We start from the raw sequence: 16,450 nt of genomic DNA, 5'->3' as shown, positions 1-16,450 counted from the left end.
GAGTTATTCGTTACATCAGATTATTAACATCCGATTGCTCTAGCAATCACCATTCTTTGAATTTCAGATGTCCCTTCCCCGATTTCTAATAACTTTGCATCCCGCATAAATCTTTCCACATGATATTCTTTCATATAGCCATATCCACCGTGAATCTGAACTGCTTGGTTTGTAACCTCCATGCAAATTTCAGATGCATATAATTTGGCCATTGAAGCTTCTTTTGAAAAATTACGGTTTTGATCCTTTAACCATGCAGCTTTATACACCATATTTCGTGCCAACTCAATTTTCATCGCCATGTCTGCTAGTTTAAATTGGATTGCTTGAAAGCTAGAAATCGATCTCCCAAACTGCTTTCGCTCTTTAGCATAGGATAACGCCTTTTCATATGCTGCTTGAGCAATCCCAACTGCCATTGCTCCAATTCCAATTCTGCCACCATCTAGCGTGATTAAAAACTGCCTGAAGCCTTCTCCTCGTTTACCAAGTAAGTTTTCCTCAGGGACACGTACATCCTCTAAAACTAATTCTGTCGTGTTCGATGCATGCAGCCCCATTTTCTCATAATTATCGATCACCTTAAATCCTGTTGCTTCGGTTGGAACAATGATCGCACTGATTTCCTTTTTCCCGCTATCTCGACCCGTTATCGCGGTAAGAGCTAGATGCTTCGCAAAGCTTGCATTGGTAATAAAGCATTTATTTCCATTGATAATAAACTCATTCTTCTCAAGTATGGCCTCTGTTTGCGTTCCACCCGCATCTGAACCTGCATTAGGTTCAGTCAGTCCAAATGCGCCAAGCGACTCACCTGTACAGATGGGTGTTAAGTATTTTTGTTTTTGATCCCTGGTTCCAAATAAATGAAGGGGTGCACCACCAAGCGAAATATGTGCTGAGTATGTAATTCCGGTAGACCCACAGGCACGGCTCAGTTCTTCGACTACGATTGCAAAACTGATTGTATCTGAGTCTGCTCCTCCGTATTCTTCAGGAAACGGTAGACCCATCATACCTAATTCACCAAGCTTTTGAAAAACTTCAATTGGGAAACGTTTGTCTTTATCTCGTTGTTCAGCACCTGGAGCAACTTCAGCTTCAGAAAACTCCCTTATAGTTTTTTGTATCATTTTTTGCTCAGTCGTTAAATCGAAATTCATAGTACCCCTCCCGTTGTATGCGTTTTCAATATCTATTATATAGGGAGTTGATGAATTTTCAAACAATTTAAATATTAAAAAATATCATTCCTGTAGTAATACTTCCAATAATGCCGGCAATTAAAAAATATTTTTTCTTTGAAAAAATGCCAACTATGATCCAACAAACACAATTCAAGAAAATCATTCCGGATAAATAAAGTCCATGTCCTTTAAATAGAAAATCACTTCCGTTTACTGATAAAAGAAGGATAAAAAGAGCAAGTATGATGGACCCGATATGTACGAATAGCGGATTATTATTATTCTTAATTAAGCCTAAGATACAGACAATTATAAAAATAAAGTTTATTACCATTTGCAATATAGGCGATATTTCAGTAAAATAAGTGACAAGAAATAAAACTGGTAAAAGTAAACCAATTCCGAGTATCGAAATCATTGATTTTTTCTTAGTTGGAGCTGTTGATTTTGTGGGTTCAACCCCTTCGCCTTCTGTATATAATGAAAGAAGGAAATTACAATAGGCTTCTGGCAGTAATTTATTTTCACGCCAATAAAGGATTTCGTTGATAATGATTTTTTTTCTGTCTTGATTCATGAAAGCGCTCACCTTTCTAATGCTTTACAACTAGGGTATATTACCTAAAAAAAATAGTTTACTTCAATTTTATGAAGTAAACTACGAAATGTAAATGAAAAATTTTATTCTAAGAAATCTTTTAGTCGTTTACTTCGGCTTGGATGACGAAGCTTACGTAGTGCTTTTGCCTCAATTTGGCGTATACGCTCACGAGTAACACCAAATACCTTACCTACTTCTTCAAGGGTACGTGTACGTCCGTCGTCTAAACCAAAACGTAGACGTAATACGTTTTCTTCTCTATCTGTTAAGGTATCAAGGACATCTTCTAGTTGTTCCTTTAAAAGCTCATATGCAGCATGCTCTGATGGAGATGTTGCATCCTGGTCTTCAATAAAATCACCAAGATGTGAGTCATCTTCTTCACCTATTGGTGTTTCTAACGACACAGGTTCTTGAGCAATCTTTAAAATTTCTCTAACCTTTTCAGGTGTTAAATCCATATCTTCGGCAATTTCTTCGGGAGTTGGTTCGCGTCCAAGATCCTGCAGTAGCTGACGTTGTACACGGATTAATTTATTGATTGTTTCGACCATATGAACAGGGATACGAATGGTCCTTGCTTGGTCTGCAATTGCACGTGTAATTGCTTGACGAATCCACCAAGTGGCATACGTACTGAACTTAAAGCCTTTGCGGTAATCAAATTTCTCGACAGCTTTAATAAGTCCCATATTTCCTTCTTGGATTAAATCTAGGAACAGCATCCCACGACCAACGTAACGCTTTGCAATACTTACAACTAGTCGCAAATTGGCTTCTGCAAGTCGGCGTTTGGCCTCTTCATCACCTTGTTCGATTCTTTCAGCAAGCTGAATTTCATCATCGGCTGAGAGTAAATCAACACGACCAATTTCTTTTAAGTACATACGTACTGGGTCATTAATCTTAACCCCTGGAGGAACACTAAGGTCATTTAAATCAAATTCTTCTTCCTTTGATAACTCTTGGACATTCGGATCATCTTCATTATCATCTGCTGCATCATGATCTTCGCCTTCACCTATTAATTCAATCCCCTGCTCTCCAAGGAACTCATAGTATTCATCAAGATGGTCTGATTCAACTTCAAAACCAGACATACGCTCAGCGATTTCCTCATAGGTTAATACACCGCGTTTTTTACCTAGCTGTGTTAATTTTTCTTTAACTTGTTCTAATGTTAATTCTGTATCAACTTCTTTAGACTTTTCAGCCATTTGTTCCCCTCCTTCCAAAACTAGTAAGACATAGAGGTTAGAAAACCTATTTTAATGTAATGCTTTTTTCATTTGAATAATTTCATTTGCAATCGTAGCGGCCTTCAAATAATCCTTACTACGCTCGGCTTCAAGTTGCTCAGATTCTTTTTCTTTTATCATTGACATTTTTTTGTGATTCAACACCTGTTTCACATAATCTGATAACACAGAATCTGATACTTCTTCTTCAATTGACATCATTGCTATATCAGTTACAATCCGTTTTAAATTATCATCATGTATCCTTGTTAGAAATGTGCTGATATCAGGTTCATTACCTTCTTCATAAAACGCATATAAATACGTTACAATTGCTCGATGCTCTTCAATATTAAATTCGGCTTGGAGCTGATCTTGTACTTTATCAGCAATATCCTGACTCCGTAGCATATACGCAAGTAAAAAACGTTCTGCATTATGATAGGCTTTAAGTAAGTGTTTAGATATGGTAGGTTTTGCTTTCGTATTATTTCTATTCGAAGAGAAATTATCCCTTTTTTTCCGTTCAGATTTATAATACTGAAGCTGTTGTGTTTTTAGTGCATCAAGCGAAATCGAAAATTCACTTGAAAGCTGGCGCAAATAATGGTCTCTTTCGACAGCCTTTTCTAAAAAGGAAATTTCCTTAAGTACATCTTCTATATAACGGATGCGTTCTCCTTCATCCTGAAGATTTTTTCCTCTTCTTAGGTACTGAAGTTTAAATGCCATTAATGTAAGACTTGCCCCTATTACATCATTTTTAAACTTCTCTGCGCCATATTTGCTAATGTAGTCATCAGGGTCCATGCCATTTGGCATTGTTGCAACTCTCACATAACAGCCGGCCTCGACAAGCATCGATGAAGCTCTTAAAGCGGCATCAAGCCCAGCATTATCAGAGTCATAGCAGATGACAACAGATTCCACATTCCTTCTAATTATTTTTACATGTTCATCCGTTAAGGATGTGCCCATAGTACCAATTGAATTTGGAACATCTGCTGAATCAGCTGCAATTACATCTGCAAATCCTTCAAATAGGATCACCTGCTGTTGTTTTCGGATATCAAGTCTTGCTTGATGAAAATTGTAAAGGGTTTTACTCTTATTAAAAATAATCGTTTCAGGACTATTTAAATATTTTGGTTCCTGCCCCTTTCCAAGCACCCTGCCAGAAAAAGCAATTGTTTTGCCTTGATGATCCCAGATTGGGAACATGATACGGTTTCGAAATCTATCAAAGAATGTCCCGGTGTCCTCCTTTTTTACGAGTAATCCGGCACGTTCCATCAACTCAGGCTTAAAGCCTCTTTTTTGGAGAAATTTCGTTGCAAAGTTCCATGAATCAAGGGAATAGCCAATTTCAAACTTATCGATAATTTCTCTCGTGAAGCCCCTATTTGTTAGATAGTCTAGCGCTGGTTCACCTTCTTTTGTATTAAGTAATAGGTGGTGATAGAATTTCTTTAATAATTCGTGTGCTTCTTGCATTTTTGATGCATCATTGTTTTTTTTATCAGAAACAGCTGTTTGCTGTTCAAAATCCGATAGGTCAATGTTCACTTTATTAGCTAAGTTTACTGCGGCCTCTGCGAATGAATACCCTTCTAAGTCCATTAAAAAAGAAAATACATTTCCACCTGCTCCACACCCAAAACAATGAAAGATTTGTTTATCAGGGGATACAGAAAATGAAGGGGTATTTTCACCATGAAATGGACATAAGCCAAAATAATTTCTACCTTGCTTCTTCAATTGAACATATTCACTAATAACATCAACAATGTCAACAGATATACGAATTTTTTCGATTGTCTCTTCGGGAATTCGATACCCCATGTTTAACATCCCCAAGTACTAAAATATTCGATAGTCAGAGTTTAAATCCTGCAATATTCGACAAACTTTTTTTAAAAATTTTAGTAAAATGCTGTCTGTCATCGTCAGTAAAGGGTTTTGGTCCTTTCGAGTAGGAGCCATTACGTCTTTCCTTTGCAGATAAAAAGCGGAAATGGAGAATTTGTTCCATGTCCTCTTCCTTAAACTCTTTGCCACGGGGTGATATAGCTGTTACACCTCTGTTTACTAAAATACTTGCTAAGCCAGTATCCTGGGTAATGACGATATCTTTTTTAATTGCATGATTCATAATATAAAGATCTGCAGCTTCTTTCTCAGCATCCACGTACACCCATTTTCCACCCATGGGATTTGACATAACATGGGCATAAGAAGCGACAAATACAACATTGATATTATATGTACCTGCAATGTTAAGTATTTCTTCTTTAACTGGACATGCATCTGCATCAACAAATATTTTATTCTTTTTTTCGTCATATTTCTCTATTCTACATCACTCCAGAGAATCCTTCTTTTCCAGAAAAAGATTTAAAATATGTTCAAAAAATGTGATAGTCCCAATCTTTAGGTGAGTAATAAGAAAGCACAAGGCGCCTGAAGCTAGACACAAAGAACGGATATTCAAAAGCAATTTTGGAAAGAAAAAAATTGAAATGAGAAAATAATGTCGAAAATTAATTCACCTATTTCCTTATCTTACCCTTGACAACCTTCAATACATAGTCTATTCTATCCAATCGAACTCTAAACCTAAAAATATGTATTTTTATCACAATTTTTTATTATAATATAAAATTCCTTCAAGTGCCATAAAAAAACATATCTTTTTAAGATATGTTTTCTCTTAACTTATATAGGTATTTAAAATTGCCTTTATTGATTTTTGCGTTTATTGATTTTATTTAAAATAATATTTGCCGTTTCTTCAACTGCTTTATTTGAGACATCGACAACTTCACAACCGATTTTACTAATAATTGATTCGAAATGTTCAAGTTCTTCTTTAATGCGGTTAATATTCGCATAGATTGCTTGGTCATCTAAGCCTAGTGATTTTAACCTTTCGCGTCTAATATGATTAAGTTTGTCAGGACTGATTTTTAATCCAAAGCATTTATTTGGTGACACTTTAAACAGTTCTTCCGGTGGATCAACCTCGGGAACGATTGGAACGTTTGCAACCTTAAAGCGCTTATGTGCCAGGTATTGGGATAAAGGTGTCTTAGAGGTTCTTGAAACACCAATTAGGACGATATCTGCACGAAGAATTCCCCTTGGGTCGCGTCCATCATCATATTTAACCGCAAATTCAATTGCCTCTATTTTCTTAAAATAATCCTCGTCTAATTTTCTGACAAGACCCGCTTCGAATCTTGGGTTACTATCATAAACGCCTGACATTTTATCAATTAGCGGACCAATAATATCATTCACAATGACTCCTTCTCGCTCTGCTTCCTTCACAAGGAAATCTCTTAGTTCAGGAACCACAAGTGTAAAAGCAATAATTGCATTATTAAGCTTCGCAAGGGCCACAACCTCTGACAATGTAGCTGTATCTTCAACATAAGGAATTCGTTTAATATCTGTATGTGAGCCATTAAATTGACTTACCGCTGCTTTTACAACCAATTCTGCTGTTTCTCCAACTGAATCTGATACTACATATACCACACGTTTACTCATCTGCTACTCCATCTCCTTACCAAAAAATTAGAGGATTTCATCCCCTGCGAGGGCCACCAAGGCTTTTGTCATATTTGTCTTTGTGATTCTCCCAATGACCTCTATACCACGTTCAGAATGCTTTACAACAGGTAATGCATCGATTTGCTTTTCTATTAATTTATGAGCCACATCAAGTAAAAGATCATCTTTTTCACACATTGTAATATTAGGCATGCGGGTCATAATGATTGTGACTGGAACAGATTTTAAATCCTGGTTACCAAGACTTGCCCGCAGCAAATCTTTTCTTGATAAGACTCCAACAAGGATCGACGATTTATCCACCACAAATAAAGTCCCGACATCTTCCAAAAACATGGTAACAATCGCATCATATACAGATATACTCTCATTTATTACGACAGGAATAGATTGATAATCCATCACTTTGATTTTTTTAATCTTGTCGGCTAGTAACTGCTGACCTGTTTTTCCCGTATAAAAATATCCGACACGAGGTCTTGCTTCAAGATAGCCCGCCATTGTTAAAATGGCGAGATCTGGACGAAGAGTTGCCCTCGTCAAATTTAATCGGTCAGCAATCGCTTCTCCTGTAATCGGCCCATTGTCTTTAACAATTTGTACGATTTGTTCTTGCCGTTTGCTTAGTTCTATTGTACTCACCACCAATCCTAGAATCTATTGTTTTATGTATATTTTCAATAAGGTTATACTAATTAGAATTATTATATACTAATTGCGCAAAGACGTATAGTAGATAGAAAAAGACTAGGAGCAAAATGCCCCTAGTTATTATTTTACAATAATCGAATTCAAGTCCCCGATGAAGTGGATGAGTTTTGAAAGTTGAACCATTTGTGCAAGGCGGTTTTTCTTCACTGCCTCATCGTCTGCCATTACCATTGTATGTTCAAAATATTGGTCAATTAATTCTCTTAATGAAGCTAATAAATGGAAAGCTTCTGTTACATCATGATTATTAAAGCTTTCGATTACCTTTGGTTTAACCTCCGTAAACTTCTCAAAGAGATGCTTTTCTTCATTTGATTCAAAAAGGCTAGGCTTAATTTCAGCTTCTTCACCCTTTTTTGCGATATTTAGTACTCTACTCAGTGATTCGATAGTTGCTTTAAAGTCTTTATGGTCTTTATTCTTTTCAAGCATTTCAGCTTTGTTAATAAGTAGTCCAACGTTTCCGAGCTTTGTACCAAGAACTGCATCAATAATGTCATAGCGGATGTTTCGATTGTTTAATTCGTGTTTAATACGTAATTTAAAGAATTGAACAAGCTCTTTTTCAATTTCTTGTTTTTCGAGCTTTGCGATATTCGCTTCGACAAACAGATTTAATACATAATCGAATAACTCTTCAAGACTAATATCCCAATCTTTATCAAGTAAGATTTGAACTACACCAGATGCCATACGACGTAATGCATACGGATCCTGAGAACCTGTCGGAATAATGCCAATGGAGAAGCACCCAATAATCGTATCTAGTTTATCAGCAAGACTAATTACAGCACCAATGGTTGATGAAGGGCTAACATCATCAGCGTGTCGTGGCATGTAATGCTCATTAATAGCTACAGCGATCGCTTCGTCCTCACCACTTAATCGTGCATATCGCTCTCCCATGACTCCTTGAAGCTCAGGAAATTCGTAAACCATATTCGTAACAAGGTCAAATTTACAAACCCCAGCAGCTCGACTTGCCTTTTCCTGCGTTTCGCTGTCAAGGTTAAGAAGCTGTGAAAGGTGCTTCGTGATTTGCTGAATTCGTCTCACCTTGTCACCAATTGAGCCAATTTCTTCATGATATATGACTTTATCAAGCTTCTGTATTAAATCATCAATTTTTAATTTTTGATCTTCTTTATAGAAGAAGTCAGCATCAGATAATCTGGCACGAAGTACCTTCTCATTCCCCCTAGCGACTTTTTCAAGGTGCTTATGGTCACCATTTCGAACAGCTACAAAGAAAGGAAGAAGGGCACCATCTTTGTCTTTTACAGGGAAATAGCGTTGATGCTCTCTCATGCTTGTAATTAACACTTCTTCTGGTAAATTTAAAAATTCTTCTTCAAATTTTCCATAAAAAGCAGTTGGATATTCAACAAGATTTGTTACTTCTTCTAGTAAATCTGCATCAATTGGAATTTCCCAATTATTGTCTTCTTCTAGTATATTAATTTGGTTTATAATTGCTTCTTTGCGCTCCAGATAATCTGCAATTACATATTGAGACATAAGGAGTTTTTCATAGTCTCTTGGTGATGTAATTTCAACATCATGGCCTAAGAAACGATGCCCCCATGTTTTATTGCTCGCTGTAACATTTGTGATTGAAATTGGAATAATATCCGTTCCGAATAAAGCGACAATCCATTTTATCGGACGTACATAGCGAAGCTCTTGATCGCCCCAACGCATATTTTTAGGGAATGATAGATGGGTAATGACTTCCTCAAGCTCACCTAAAATTTCTTTTGTGTCTTTTCCTTTAATGAATTTATTTATATGTGCATATTCCACACCATTAATCTCTTTAAAAAAGATATCTTCAACTGTAGCACCTTGTCCTCTTGTGAAGCCCTGCGCAGCTTTTGTCCAATTTCCGTCCTGGTCCAATGCGATTTTTTTCGCTGGACCTTTCGCTTCAAGTTCAACATCCTTTTGTTTTTCAGCAACATCTTGTACAAGTACCGCTAGTCTTCTAGGTGAAGAAAAATGTTCAACCTGTTCAAAAGAAATATTATGTTCACGTAACCAGTTTGTAACCTTGTCCGAAAGCTGATTCATAGCATCTGTTACAAACCGTGCTGGCATCTCCTCTAAACCAATTTCAATCAATAAATCTCGCTTACTCATGACGATCGTCTCCTTTTGCCTGCAGCATTGGGAAGCCCAATTTTTCCCGCTCTTCATAAAACGTTTTAGCTACTTTACGAGCTAAGTTACGAACTCTGCCTATATACCCTGTTCTTTCTGTGACTGAGATTGCTCCCCTTGCATCTAGCTGGTTAAAGGTGTGTGAACACTTTAAAACATAGTCATAAGCTGGGTGAACGAGTCCCTCATCCATTTGACGGTGTGCTTCTTTTTCATAAATGCTAAATAAGTTAAAGAGCATTTCTGTATCAGATGTTTCAAACGTGTATTTTGAATGCTCGTATTCAGGCTGATGGAAAATATCACGAACTGTAAAGCCTTTTGTCCACTCAAGATCAAAAACATTCTCCTTATCTTGAATATAAGAGGCTAAACGTTCAATTCCATAAGTGATTTCAACAGAGACTGGTTTACACTCAATGCCCCCAACCTGTTGGAAATATGTAAATTGTGTAACCTCCATTCCGTCAAGCCAAACTTCCCAACCAAGTCCTGCAGCACCTAATGTCGGTGCCTCCCAGTTATCTTCAACAAAGCGTATATCATGTTCTAACGGATCAATTCCTAGTTTACGTAAGGAATCGAGGTAAAGCTCCTGAATATTGTCAGGTGATGGCTTCATGATAACCTGGAATTGATGGTGTTGATAAAGGCGATTTGGGTTTTCTCCGTAGCGGCCATCGACCGGACGTCTTGATGGTTCCACATAAGCTACATTCCACGGCTCTGGACCAAGGCTTCTTAAGAAAGTATAGGGGCTCATGGTTCCTGCACCCTTTTCTACGTCATAGGCCTGCATGAGAATACAGCCTTGATCTGACCAATGCTTTTGTAATGTTAATATCATTTCTTGTATATTCATTAATCTCGCACCTCCGGTAAAATTACATGAAAAATAATCCTAAGTTAATTTTGTTACAAAAATAAAAAACTCCCCTCCTCTATGCCTAATTGTAGACATAGGGACGAGAGTTTACCCGCGGTTCCACCCTATTTGCAAACAACTCGTATAATGAGTTATTGCCTCTTTCATTCGTTACACTCTGGAACGCCTTCCTTATCTGTTCATACCCTAGCTTCCACCGTCCTAGGTTCGCTTTTATGAACAATAAGAGGATGTCAAAATGTCCAGGAAAAATGACACATCGAATTTCTGCGTTGGCTTGCTTTTCCGCTCCTCACGTATTAACTACATACGTTACAGTGCTCAAACCTGCGCCGCCTTGAACTTCTCGGTCCTTTTTATCCTCCATTTTGAACATACACTTTAATAAGTACTATTTTCCTTCACCGTGCGGTATTTTTAATTGAACTATAGTCCAAATTTACATCCATGTCAAGTAACCTCTTTACGGTAGACGTAAATTATCGAGTTGATCTAAGAATCGTTTTGATTTTAGATACAAGCCTGAATATTCTTCGTAATACATGGCAATCACCATTTTTAATTCTTTCTTCGTTTCTTCCTTTACGGCTATACTACCTAACCGACTTAAATCGAAATAATAAAACAAGCGAAGTAATCGAATTGTTGCTTGCGATACTTTCAGATGATACGGTTCTTTTTCGTAACAACGATGACACAGAAGTCCGCCTTCTTTTATCGAAAAAGCAAATTCACCTTCTGTACTTTTACAAATAGTGCATTCGTCTAGCCGAGGATATAGCCCTAGTAATGGAAGCATTTTTAGCTCATAAATATACAGAAGAATGTCCGGATCATATCCTTCATTTAAGTAATTTAATGTTTGAAACAGCATTTCAAATAAGAAAGGATTTGATCTTTTTTCTTCTGTACATTTATCGGTCAATTCAACCACATACGATGCATATGCGGTTAAGAAAATATCTTCCCGAATGGAACGGAAGGTGGATATGGTTTCACCTTGCTGTAAAACACCTAAACCAGATGTCTTTTGAACTAAAAACTGTCCATATGTAAAAACCTGAGTAATAGCAGCAAGGCGACTACTTGGTTTCTTTGCGCCTCTCGCCATTACCCCAATTTTTCCCCATTCTCGGGTATACAAAGTTACGATTTTATTCGTTTCACCATAATCACTTGTTCTAATGATCATACCTTCGCATTTTTGCAGCACTTCTGTCACCATCCATTGGCAACAAGGCAACCAATTACCTTTGTTACTAAATTATTACGTCCCTATGTTAAGTCTAAGACGCTTTTTTAGGATGGTCAAGTAATTGGAAAATCTATTTCTGCTAGCTCCTCACTCTGTGCTTCGGGTCTCTCAGTCTTCTCTTGTTCCAATTCCTTAAAAAGAAGATACGTATCAACATTACCTGTTTGACTAAACACCTTCCAGGTAAAATCTAACATAGTAACCCCACCTTTTCGTTATTTTTACTAGCAAAGACTCTCCAATTTCATTCACTTGTAAGAATATCTTGACCGAAAATCCTAAAAAACATGTTACATAAATTTTGCTAATCCGCGTATTTTTTTTCAGAAATGCAAATACTTTAACATTCTTCTAATATTCATCTTCTCTAAAACCATAATCACGAAGCTGGGACATTTTGTTACGCCAGTCCTTTTGAACCTTCACCCAAAGCTCTAAAAAGACTTTTGACCCAAGTAGCGCTTCTATATCTGCTCTCGCTCGCTTACCAACCTCTTTGAGCATACTGCCTTGTTTTCCTATCACAATTCCTTTTTGCGAATTACGTTCCACAATAATAGTAGCCGCAACGTAGACGGTATTGCCACCCTCTCTTCTTTCAAGTGAATCCATCACAACGGCAATCGAATGTGGTACTTCCTCTCTTGTGAGGTGAAGTACTTTTTCACGAATTAATTCCGTGATAATAAATCGTTCCGGATGATCTGTTACTTGATCAGCTGGATAATATTGAGGTCCCTCCGGCAAATAATTTTTAATTTGTTCAACTAATCGTGGAGTATTCGTACCCTGCAGCGCTGAAATCGGTACAATTTCCTTGAAAGGATAGAGTCCTTTGTACTTCTCAATTAATTCTAATAATTTATCAGGATGTATTTGGTCTATCTTATTAACAACAAGAAAAACTGGTGTCTGAATATTTTTTAGGCGTTCAATGATAAACTCATCACCTCGGCCATAGCCTTCTTCAGCATTTATCATAAATAAGACGATATCGACTTCCTTAAGTGTGTTCTGGGCAACTTTCATCATAAAATCGCCTAGCTTATGCTTTGGTTTATGAATCCCTGGCGTATCAATAAAAATAATTTGGGAGTTTTCCTCAGTAAAGACCCCTTGCACTTTGTTCCGTGTCGTTTGAGGTTTATCACTCATTATCGCAATTTTTTGCCCGATAACATGATTTAAAAAAGTGGACTTTCCAACATTTGGTCGTCCAATAATTGAAACAAAACCTGATTTATATCCATTCTTATTTTCCATGTAAATCCTCCGGTGTAAAAGCTCCTGGCAGTAATTCATTTATCGTTGTCTCTTGTATATCGCCCTTAAGATTTGATAAATAAACCTTCATATCAGGCTGGCAAAGCTCTGAAATGACTTGACGACATACCCCACACGGGGGTACTGGACGGTCTGTATCTGCAACTACAGCAAGTGCTGTAAATTCCTTATCTCCTTCAGAAACTGCCTTAAATAGGGCAGTTCTTTCCGCGCAATTAGTTGCACTATAGCCTGCATTTTCAATGTTACAGCCATGGTACACTTTACCTTCCTTTGTTAGTAGAGCAGCCCCTACCTTAAAGCTTGAGTACGGAACATATGCTAGTTCTCTTGCTTTTTTCGCTTCGTTGATTAGTTCCTCTTTTTTCACAACTATTTCTTCCTTTCAGCGTATCTTAATACGCAAGTGTATTTTTATTTTACATAAAATACTTGATTAATGCATGGGTTTGATTCATTTGTTACACAATTGTAAGAATTTTCTTTATATTAAACTGATTATGTAAGGTAGGAAAATGATAAATCCTGCAATAACAGATATGATCGCAAAGATGAGGACAGCCCCTGCTGCGATATCCTTAGCTTTCTTAGCTAAAGGGTGATATTCATTGGTAACTAAATCCACCACTTTTTCAACTGCCGTATTCATTAATTCAATCGAAAACATTCCACCGATTAAAAGCAGGATAACTATCCATTCTACCTGCGTAATTTTAAAAATGAAACCACAAATTACAACAATTACGGAAAACAAAAAGTGTATTTGTAAATTACGTTCCGAAAAAAACGCTTCTCGCAAGCCTTGTAAAGCATACGAAAAGCTTCGAATTAATCGTGACCATTTACTTTTTTGTTTATCTTTCAAGTCCATAAGCCTCTAGGATTTCCTTTTGTCTTGAAAACATTTTTTCCTCATCCTTATCTGTCATATGGTCATAGCCAAGTAAATGCAAGAAACCATGAACAGCTAGGAAACCTAATTCTCGAGCAAAGGAATGACCATAATCTTCGGCCTGTTCCCTTGCCCTAGGGATTGAAATGATAATATCTCCTAATAGCTTTGGAATGTTTTCACCGATAATCGCAATTTCTCCCTCACCCATTTCTTCCATTGCAAAGGAAATCACATCTGTAGGTTGATCTTTATCGCGGTATTCTCGATTTATTTCTTGGATTCGGTCATTGTCAACAAACGTAATCGAAACCTCCGTTCCTTCTTCAACACCTTCTTTTTCTGCAGCTAAAAAAAGTAGTTCCTTAACCAAATTACATTCTTCTTCTTTTACTTCCCCAATTTCATCGTTAAAATCAATATCTAACCTCATGCTTCCTTCACCTTCTGTTTTGTAGCCTCCGCAGGGTATTCAATCCTTGAGTGGAAGATTCCCTTTAGTGATTCACAAAGTGTTTTTGCAACGATATCAAGCTCTTTTAAAGTGATATCACATTCATCAAATTGACCATCCTGTAAGCGGTCAGCAATAATGCTATTAACCAGTGATTCGATTTTTTGTGGAGTTGGATTTGATAGTGAACGCACCGCGGCTTCAACGCTATCGGCTATTCCAATTACGGAAGCCTCTTTTGTTTGTGCTTTAGGTCCCACATATCTAAAATCAGATTCTAGAATTTCTCGCTCACTTTGTTGCTTTGCTTTATGATAAAAATATTTTAACAGGGTTGTTCCATGATGCTGCTCAGCAATATCAACAATTTCTTTGGGCATTTTATATTTCCTTAATGTTTCAGCCCCATCTGTGGCATGTGCTGTAATAATCGTTTTACTAAGCTGTGGAGCAATCTTATCATGTGGATTCTCAATATTCATCTGGTTTTCGATAAAGAAATGCGGTCGTTTTGTTTTTCCAATATCATGATAATAAGAAGAAACTCTAGCTAATAATCCATTCGCCCCAATTGCTTCGCAGGCGGACTCAGATAAATTCGCAACCATGACACTATGATGATACGTACCCGGTGCTTCCGTTAAAATTTTTCGTAATAACGGATGATTTGGATTCGACAACTCAATTAATTTCATTGTTGATAAAATATTAAACCCTGCTTCAAAAAACGGCAGTAGGCCAATTGTAAGAACGGCAGCTATAACACCTGATAAAACTCCCATAATAATGGATGAACCATAATCTAAACTCGAATAACTACCATTTTGTAATAACATGATTGAAAATATCACGATAATATTGATCAATGCAACAAATAGCCCTGCTTGGAGAATTTTTCCTCTTCGGTTATGCTTACTTAAAAACAACACACCAGCTAAACAACCAAATAAGAAATAAATTCCTGCTGTGAAATTGAGCGTACCTGTAACACCTTCATTAAAGATAAGACTTCCACAAACGGCAAAAATCATACTTGAGAGAATGGCAACTTTTTCATTAATCAATAGTTTTATTAACATTGCACCCATAGCAACAGGAACAATATATCCGATATCAGAATAATCGATTTGTTGGAATAAACTAATACCTTTCATCAATAGAATGGTAGTAGTAAAGATAATCGCAAAAATTAACACATAAATATTCCGGTGCCGATCAGTAGGAATCATATCGTTATGAAAATGATAAATTATAGTCGCTATTACTAAAACAATAATTAACGCCAATCCGATAAAAGGTTGAATTGGGTTATTCGTGCTAGTCATCCCTAGCAACTCGAGTTGACGATAAATATCCCGTGTGATTAATTGTCCTTCTTCCACGATAATTTGACCTTGAAGAATTTTTACAGGCTCTACCGTTTCAATTGCTTGTTGGCGTTTTTCTTCAGTTGCTTCAACATCATAATAGACGTTTTGAACGACTGCAAAACGCGCCATTTCACGCATCGGCTCACGTAGAGTTGTGTCTACACTAGAGTAGCGTAATTCCTCCACCACTTTATTTTTGGCATTTTCTACCTCAGATGAAGGAATTCTAGTGTTCATTACATTATTAACAGCTGTGATAACGGCATCTTTTGTACGTGATAATTGTTCAGGAGTTGCTGTTAATAAAGCTGTAAAAACTTCATCCGGGATTCGGTTTGTTAAATCCTGTGGCAGCTTCGTTTTTAACATCTGTAATTTTTCTGAAGCCGTCAATTGTTTTGGTTCTTCCCCTCGATCTTCTTCTGTAAGGCTTTCCCATTCTTTTATCTTCCCATTATACATATCCAATGCTTCATTATTCGTTTCTTCAATTGAGTCAAAGATTGAAATGGCAAGGTCAATTTGATTATCAGCATATTCGGATTTGAGTGTGAAAACATCCTCAACTTCTTTTGCTGCTGTATCCTGTTTTGCCTTGGTAGCTGCTTTGTCTTCAATTGTTAATGGCGAACGAATTGTCTGTTCAGATGGATGCAAAACCTCTAAATTCAAGACTTCTGGTTTAACATTACTATACATAACTAAAAACATAATTCCAGCAAGGAGGATATAAATCAATATATGTAAGGATTGATTGCTTTTAATAACGGACAACTTATTTAGTAGCTTATTCGGATTCCTCATTTCTTGAACCTCCTTTTCTAAGGTTTATTTTA

16 protein-coding genes are annotated in these 16,450 nt (G+C 36.9%); all 16 read right to left on the bottom strand.

Annotated elements, in window-relative coordinates; all coding sequences use genetic code 11:
• Positions 1–23: 23 nt before the first annotated feature.
• Positions 24–1,163, bottom strand: a complete 1,140-nt coding sequence (locus tag V7112_RS12055) for an acyl-CoA dehydrogenase family protein (protein WP_335419686.1) — start codon at positions 1,161–1,163, stop codon at positions 24–26.
• A 67-nt stretch (positions 1,164–1,230) separates the two neighbouring features.
• Positions 1,231–1,764, bottom strand: a complete 534-nt coding sequence (locus V7112_RS12050) for a hypothetical protein (protein WP_335419682.1) — start codon at positions 1,762–1,764, stop codon at positions 1,231–1,233.
• Positions 1,765–1,868: 104 nt separating this feature from the next.
• Complete coding sequence (gene rpoD / locus V7112_RS12045; RefSeq protein ID WP_335419679.1) at positions 1,869–3,005, bottom strand: RNA polymerase sigma factor RpoD; 1,137 nt, start codon at positions 3,003–3,005, stop codon at positions 1,869–1,871.
• Between the two features lie 51 nt (positions 3,006–3,056).
• Positions 3,057–4,868 carry a DNA primase gene (dnaG, locus tag V7112_RS12040; protein WP_335419677.1) on the bottom strand — a complete coding sequence of 604 codons (1,812 nt, stop codon included), beginning with the start codon at positions 4,866–4,868 and terminating at the stop codon, positions 3,057–3,059.
• A gap of 34 nt (positions 4,869–4,902) precedes the next feature.
• On the bottom strand, positions 4,903–5,349 hold the full coding sequence (locus V7112_RS12035) for a YaiI/YqxD family protein (RefSeq protein ID WP_335419877.1): 447 nt from the start codon (positions 5,347–5,349) through the stop codon (positions 4,903–4,905).
• Between the two features lie 416 nt (positions 5,350–5,765).
• Positions 5,766–6,578: a pyruvate, water dikinase regulatory protein gene (locus V7112_RS12030; protein WP_335419674.1), complete on the bottom strand. Its 813-nt coding sequence runs from the start codon at positions 6,576–6,578 to the stop codon at positions 5,766–5,768.
• A gap of 27 nt (positions 6,579–6,605) precedes the next feature.
• On the bottom strand, positions 6,606–7,244 hold the full coding sequence (locus tag V7112_RS12025; protein WP_335419671.1) for a helix-turn-helix transcriptional regulator: 639 nt from the start codon (positions 7,242–7,244) through the stop codon (positions 6,606–6,608).
• A gap of 129 nt (positions 7,245–7,373) precedes the next feature.
• Entirely contained in the window at positions 7,374–9,452 is a 2,079-nt protein-coding gene (gene glyS, locus V7112_RS12020) for a glycine--tRNA ligase subunit beta (protein WP_335419668.1), read from the bottom strand.
• The gene (glyQ, locus tag V7112_RS12015) at positions 9,445–10,335 is read right to left on the bottom strand and encodes a glycine--tRNA ligase subunit alpha (protein WP_335419665.1); all 891 of its coding nucleotides are present in this window, start codon (positions 10,333–10,335) and stop codon (positions 9,445–9,447) included. The genes glyS and glyQ overlap by 8 nt, the downstream gene beginning before the upstream one ends.
• A gap of 487 nt (positions 10,336–10,822) precedes the next feature.
• Entirely contained in the window at positions 10,823–11,572 is a 750-nt protein-coding gene (gene recO / locus V7112_RS12010) for a DNA repair protein RecO (RefSeq protein WP_335419663.1), read from the bottom strand.
• A 95-nt stretch (positions 11,573–11,667) separates the two neighbouring features.
• On the bottom strand, positions 11,668–11,811 hold the full coding sequence (locus V7112_RS12005) for a YqzL family protein (protein WP_099352231.1): 144 nt from the start codon (positions 11,809–11,811) through the stop codon (positions 11,668–11,670).
• 154 nt (positions 11,812–11,965) lie between these two features.
• The gene (era, locus tag V7112_RS12000) at positions 11,966–12,877 is read right to left on the bottom strand and encodes a GTPase Era (RefSeq protein WP_335419656.1); all 912 of its coding nucleotides are present in this window, start codon (positions 12,875–12,877) and stop codon (positions 11,966–11,968) included.
• A complete protein-coding gene (locus V7112_RS11995) occupies positions 12,867–13,268 on the bottom strand; it encodes a cytidine deaminase (protein WP_335419653.1) in 402 nt (133 codons plus the stop codon). The genes era and V7112_RS11995 overlap by 11 nt, the downstream gene beginning before the upstream one ends.
• A gap of 114 nt (positions 13,269–13,382) precedes the next feature.
• Complete coding sequence (locus tag V7112_RS11990) at positions 13,383–13,769, bottom strand: diacylglycerol kinase family protein (protein ID WP_335419651.1); 387 nt, start codon at positions 13,767–13,769, stop codon at positions 13,383–13,385.
• Positions 13,753–14,223, bottom strand: a complete 471-nt coding sequence (gene ybeY / locus V7112_RS11985; protein WP_335419649.1) for an rRNA maturation RNase YbeY — start codon at positions 14,221–14,223, stop codon at positions 13,753–13,755. Before ybeY ends, V7112_RS11990 begins: the two co-directional genes overlap by 17 nt.
• Complete coding sequence (locus V7112_RS11980; protein ID WP_335419647.1) at positions 14,220–16,418, bottom strand: HD family phosphohydrolase; 2,199 nt, start codon at positions 16,416–16,418, stop codon at positions 14,220–14,222. The genes ybeY and V7112_RS11980 overlap by 4 nt, the downstream gene beginning before the upstream one ends.
• Positions 16,419–16,450: the final 32 nt, after the last annotated feature.

Origin of the sequence: Bacillus sp. JJ1566, from assembly GCF_036962685.1 — a bacterium.
In the GTDB taxonomy this organism is placed as follows: Bacteria; Bacillota; Bacilli; order Bacillales; family Bacillaceae_L; genus Ferdinandcohnia.
This window is presented reverse-complemented; position numbering and strand designations above follow the sequence as displayed.

Excerpts from the sequence above, each read along its gene's own strand:
- V7112_RS12055 (WP_335419686.1), bottom strand. The coding sequence starts at position 1,163 with ATGAATTTCGATTTAACGACTGAGCAAAAAATGATACAAAAAACTATA.
- V7112_RS12050 (WP_335419682.1), bottom strand. The coding sequence starts at position 1,764 with ATGAATCAAGACAGAAAAAAAATCATTATCAACGAAATCCTTTATTGG.
- rpoD (WP_335419679.1), bottom strand. The coding sequence starts at position 3,005 with ATGGCTGAAAAGTCTAAAGAAGTTGATACAGAATTAACATTAGAACAA.
- dnaG (WP_335419677.1), bottom strand. The coding sequence starts at position 4,868 with ATGGGGTATCGAATTCCCGAAGAGACAATCGAAAAAATTCGTATATCT.
- V7112_RS12030 (WP_335419674.1), bottom strand. The coding sequence starts at position 6,578 with ATGAGTAAACGTGTGGTATATGTAGTATCAGATTCAGTTGGAGAAACA.
- glyS (WP_335419668.1), bottom strand. The coding sequence starts at position 9,452 with ATGAGTAAGCGAGATTTATTGATTGAAATTGGTTTAGAGGAGATGCCA.
- glyQ (WP_335419665.1), bottom strand. The coding sequence starts at position 10,335 with ATGAATATACAAGAAATGATATTAACATTACAAAAGCATTGGTCAGAT.
- V7112_RS12005 (WP_099352231.1), bottom strand. The coding sequence starts at position 11,811 with ATGTTAGATTTTACCTGGAAGGTGTTTAGTCAAACAGGTAATGTTGAT.
- era (WP_335419656.1), bottom strand. The coding sequence starts at position 12,877 with ATGGAAAATAAGAATGGATATAAATCAGGTTTTGTTTCAATTATTGGA.
- V7112_RS11990 (WP_335419651.1), bottom strand. The coding sequence starts at position 13,769 with ATGGACTTGAAAGATAAACAAAAAAGTAAATGGTCACGATTAATTCGA.
- ybeY (WP_335419649.1), bottom strand. The coding sequence starts at position 14,223 with ATGAGGTTAGATATTGATTTTAACGATGAAATTGGGGAAGTAAAAGAA.
- V7112_RS11980 (WP_335419647.1), bottom strand. The coding sequence starts at position 16,418 with ATGAGGAATCCGAATAAGCTACTAAATAAGTTGTCCGTTATTAAAAGC.